Origin of the sequence: Pseudomonas sp. FW305-28 (genome assembly GCF_017351395.1) — a bacterium.
In the GTDB taxonomy this organism is placed as follows: domain Bacteria; phylum Pseudomonadota; class Gammaproteobacteria; order Pseudomonadales; family Pseudomonadaceae; genus Aquipseudomonas; species Aquipseudomonas fluorescens_AA.
This window is the reverse complement of sequence record NZ_JACNDD010000241.1, coordinates 1-5,421: the sequence shown is the minus strand read 5'-3', so window position 1 is coordinate 5,421 and position 5,421 is coordinate 1. Positions and strand designations below refer to the sequence as shown.

Below are 5,421 nucleotides of genomic sequence, written 5' to 3'. Positions count from 1 at the left end.
TTGGTGGCTTATTTCACCCAGCATTCGCCAGACGAGTCGGTAGACATCGAAGCCTTGCGCATCTACCTGCAGGCATTGTTGCCGAGCTACATGGTGCCGGTGGCTTACGTGCGCCTGGATGCGTTGCCACTGACGCCGAACGGCAAGCTCGACCGCAAGGCCCTGCCGGCACCGGACCTCGATGCGCTGATCACCCGTGGCTACGAAGCCCCGCAAGGCGAGGTCGAGATCAGCCTGGCGCAGATCTGGCAAGACGTGCTCAAGGTCGAACGCGTCGGCCGTCACGACCATTTCTTCGAACTGGGCGGCCATTCGCTGTTGGCGGTCACGCTGATCGAGCGCATGCGCCAGGCCGGCTTGAGCGCCGACGTGCGCGTACTGTTCGGCCAGCCCACCCTGGCCGCGCTGGCGGCGGCAGTGGGGGGCGGCAGCGAAATCGACGTGCCGGTCAACGGCATCCCGTTCGGCTGCGAGCGGATCACACCTGACATGCTGACGCTCACCAGCCTCGACCAGGACGCCATCGACCGCATCGTGTCGACCGTTCCAGGTGGGGCGCGCAACGTGCAAGAGATTTATCCAGTGGCACCGTTGCAGGAAGGCATTCTTTACCATCACCTGTCGGCCGAGCAGGGCGATCCCTATGTCTTGCACGCGCAATTTGCCTTTGACAGCCGCGAACGCCTCGACGGGTTCACCCAGGCCCTGCAAAGTGTCATTGACCGCCACGACATCTTGCGCACCGCGATTCTCTGGGAAGGTCTCGACGGGCCTCGACAAGTGGTCTGGCGCGAAGCGCGGCTGGGGCTTGAAGAATTGGTGCTGGACCCGCAGGCCGGAGCGATCGCCCAACAGCTGCAGCACCGTTTCGACGTCCGGCACTATGCCCTGGACATGACCCAGGCACCGCTGATGCGCCTGGCCTTTGCCCAAGACAAGCCGAACCAGCGCTGGGTAGCGATGCTGTTGTTCCATCACATCGCCCTCGATCACGCGGCGCTGAAAGTCGTACAGAGCGAGATGCAGGCCTACCTGCTGGGGCAGGCCGGTCAATTGGACGTTCCGGTACCGTATCGCAACTACGTGGCCCAGGCGTGCTTGGGTGTGGATCGTGAAGCGCAGGAAGGGTTCTTCCGTGAGATGCTGGGTGATGTCGACGAACCCACGCTGCCGTTCGGTTTGCAGCAGGTGCAGGGTGACAGCCATGACATCGAGGATGCGAGCCTGGTGCTCGACGGCGACTTGAGTCGTCGGTTGCGGCGCCTGGCACGCCAGTCGGGCGTGGGCGTTGCCAGTTTGCATCACTTGGCCTGGGCCCAGGTGCTGGGGCAAGCGTCCGGCAAGCAGGACGTGGTGTTTGGCACCGTATTGATGGGGCGGATGCAGGGCGGCCAGGGTGCTGACCGTGCGTTGGGCATGTTCATCAACACCTTGCCCCTTCGTGTGAGCGTGGGCGATCAGGCCATCAAGGCCGGCGTCAAGGCGGTCCATGGGCAATTGACCGCACTGTTGGGCCACGAGCACGCCTCGCTGGCAGTGGCCCAGCGTTGCAGCGGCGTGGCGGCACCACTGCCGCTGTTCAGCGCCTTGTTGAACTACCGCAACTCCAGCGAACAGGCCGATACAGAAGCGGCGCAGTTGGCCTGGCACGGCATTGAGACACTGGGTGGCGAAGCACGTACCAACTATCCATTGACGCTGTGTATCGACGACTTGGGTGAAGATTTCGCCCTGACCGTCCTGGCCACGAGCGGTGTCGGTGCGCAGCGAGTCTGTGCCTACATGGCGACCGCGCTGCAAAGCTTGGCAACGGCGTTGGAATCCGACCCGACATCACGCTTGCAAACGCTGGCGGTACTGCCGCAAGCCGAGCGTCATCAGGTACTGACCGGCTTCAATACCACTGCCCGACGCTATCCTCAGGACAGGACCGTCCATGGCCTGTTCGAGGCGCAAGCCAACGAGCGTCCGCAAGCCGTTGCCGCCGTGCACAACGAGCACAGCCTGACCTACGCCGAGTTGAACCACCGGGCCAATCGCCTGGCCCGTCATCTGGTTGGTCTCGGCGTGCGACCGGGGGATCGGGTGGCGATTGCGCTGGAGCGTTCGCTCGAGCTGCTGGTCAGCCAACTGGCGATCCTCAAGTGCGCCGCCGTCTATGTCCCACTGGATGTCAGCGCGCCTCTGGAGCGTCAGCAGTTCATGGTGCAGGACAGCGGGGCACAGGTCGTGCTGACGTCGGGCACGGCGGTAGCGCCTGAAGCCTCGCAACGGGTCGATCTGGATACGCTGGTCTTCAATGAAGCCGCCGATAACCTCCACCTGACGCAAAGCGGCGAATCGGTGGCCTACATCATGTACACCTCCGGCTCCACCGGCACCCCGAAAGGCGTGCTGGTGCCACATCGGGCGATCAACCGACTGGTGATCAACAACGGCTACGCCGAGTTCAACGCCCAGGACCGGGTGGCCTTTGCCTCCAACCCGGCCTTCGATGCCAGCACCCTCGACGTCTGGGCACCGTTGCTCAACGGCGGTTGCGTGGTGGTGGTCGACCAGGACGTGCTGCTGACACAGGAACGTTTTGCGGCGCTGCTGCAAGAGCAATCGGTCAGCGTGCTGTGGATGACCGCCGGCCTGTTCCATCAATACGCTGCGGGGCTGATGTCGGTGTTTGCCCAGCTGCGCTACCTGATCGTCGGTGGCGATGTGCTCGATCCGGCGGTGATCGGTCGCGTCCTGAAGGAAGGCGCGCCGCAACACCTGCTCAACGGCTACGGCCCGACCGAAGCCACCACCTTTACCACCACCCATGAGATCAAGAGCGTGGGCGAGGGCGGTATTCCCATCGGTCGCCCGATTGGCAACACCCGTGTCTACGTGCTGGATGCCAACCAACAGCCGGTGCCCATCGGCGTGGCCGGCGAGTTGTACATCGGTGGCGATGGCGTGGCGAAAGGGTACTTGAATCGTCCCGAGCTGAGCGCCGAGAAGTTCGTCGCCGACCCGTTCAATGCCGATCCCGGTGCCTTGCTCTACCGCACCGGCGACCTGGCGCGCTGGCGGGCGGACGGCACGGTGGATTACCTGGGGCGTAACGACGACCAGGTGAAGATCCGTGGTTTCCGTATCGAACTGGGCGAGATCGAAGCCCGGTTAGGCCAGCATGACGAGGTCAAGGATGTCGTGGTGCTGGTGCGCGAAGACGTCCCGGGTGAGAAGCGCCTGGTGGCGTACTTCACGCCGCGGGACCTGGACGTTGCGCCACACATCGAGACCCTGCGTACTCATTTGCAGGGGCAATTGCCGGACTACATGATTCCGGTGGCCTACATTCGCCTCGACACACTGCCGTTGACCGCCAACGGCAAGCTCGACCGCCGTGCACTGCCGGCGCCGGACAGCGAAGCCTACGTCAGCCGTGAGTATGAAGCGCCGCAAGGCGAGGTCGAGCAGCTCTTGGCACAACTCTGGGCCGAGCTGCTCAGGGTTGAGCAAGTGGGTCGCCATGACAATTTCTTCGAACTGGGCGGCCATTCGCTGTTGGCCGTCACGCTGATCGAACGCATGCGCCAGGTCGGCTTGAGCGCCGACGTGCGCGTGCTGTTCGGTCAGCCGACCCTGGCCGCACTGGCCGCGGCGATTGGCAGCGGCAGGGAAGTCAGCGTTCCGGCGAACTTGATTCCTTTGCATTGCGAACACATCACCCCTGATCTGTTACCGCTGGTCAACCTGTCCCAGGCCGCCATCGACCGACTCGTCGCCACGGTGCCGGGTGGTGCGCGCAACGTGCAGGACATCTACCCGCTGGCGCCGCTGCAGGACGGCATTCTCTACCACCACCTGGCCGCCGAGCAGGGCGACCCCTATGTGCTGAAAACCGTGTTCGAACTGCAGAGTCGCGACCGCTTGGCGGCGTTTGTGGACGCGCTGCAATACGTCATCGATCGCCACGACATCCTGCGCACCAGTGTGGTGTGGCAAGGCTTCGACGCACCGATCCAAGTGGTGTGGCGCGAAGCGAAGCTGCATCTGGAAGAGATCGCCCTGGACATTGCCAAGGGCGAGATCACGGCGCAGTTGCAGGAGCGTTTCGACCCGCAACGCTACCGGCTGGACATCACCCAGGCCCCGCTGATGCGTCTGGTCTTTGCCGAAGACGCGCTCAACCAGCGTTGGGTCGCGGTGTTGTTGTTCCACCATATGGCCCTCGACCACACGGCGTTGGAAGTGGTGCAGCAAGAGATGCAGGCGCACCTGCTGGGCCAAACCGACCAACTGCCCGTGGCGATGCCGTACCGCGCCTATGTGGCGCAAGCGCGCCTGGGGGTGAGTCAACAAGAGCACGAAGGGTTCTTCCGCGAGATGCTCGCCGATGTCGACGAGCCGACCTTGCCGTTCGGCTTGCAGGACGTGAGCGGCGACGGACAGGCCATCGAGCAGGCCCGGCAGGTTGTCGAGGCGACCTTGAGCCTGCGTCTGCGGGCGCAAGCCCGGCAGTTGGGCGTGAGTGCCGCCAGCTTGGTCCACTTGGCCTGGGCGCAGGTACTGGGGCGTGTGTCAGGCAAGGACGATGTGGTGTTCGGTACGGTCCTGTTGGGCCGGATGCAGAGCGGCGAGGGTGCTGACCGGGCGCTGGGCATGTTTATCAATACCTTGCCGCTGCGGATCGACGTGAGCAGCCAAGGCGTGCGCGAGGGGGTGAAAGCCACTCACGCACGGCTGACCGGGTTGTTGGGCCATGAACACGCCTCGCTGGCCTTGGCCCAGCGTTGCAGCGGCGTGGTTGCGCCGCTGCCGCTGTTCAGCGCGCTGCTCAATTATCGGCACAGCGCCAGCGCAGCGGCCGAGGTCTCGAATGAAACCCAGGCCGCGTGGCAGGGCATCGAGTTCCTGAGCAACGAAGAGCGGACCAATTACCCGCTGACCCTATCGGTGGATGACCTGGGCGATGGCTTCATGCTGAGCGCCCTGGTAGTGCAGGGCATCGGTGCGGCACGCATCTGCGCCTACATGCACACGGCCCTGGAAAGTCTGGTGCAGGCCCTCGAACACGCGCCCCAGACGCCACTCAACCGACTGGAGATCCTGCCGCAAAGCGAGCGCAATCAGTTGCTGGAGGACTTCAACGCCACCCAGCGCACCTATCCACATGAGCAGACCGTTCTGGCGCTGTTCGAGGCTCAGGCCACGTACCTGCCGCAGGCGATTGCAGCGGTGCACGGGCAGCGGCAAGTGAGCTACGCGCAGTTGAACGAGCAGGCCAACCGCCTGGCCCATCACCTGATCGGCCTCGGCGTGCAACCGGACGACTGCGTGGCCATCCTGCTGCCACGCTCCATCGAGCTGCTGGCCAGTCAACTGGCGATCCTCAAGTGCGCGGCGGCTTATGTGCCGCTGGACCGCAACGCCTCCCTGGAA

The 5,421-nt window shown here is 64.1% G+C and carries 1 protein-coding gene; it reads left to right on the top strand.

Translation table 11 applies throughout. The features are described 5' to 3' along the window. A partial coding sequence (locus J4E53_RS29565; RefSeq protein WP_207268264.1) for a non-ribosomal peptide synthetase occupies nucleotides 1-5,421 on the top strand: 5,421 nt, incomplete at both ends.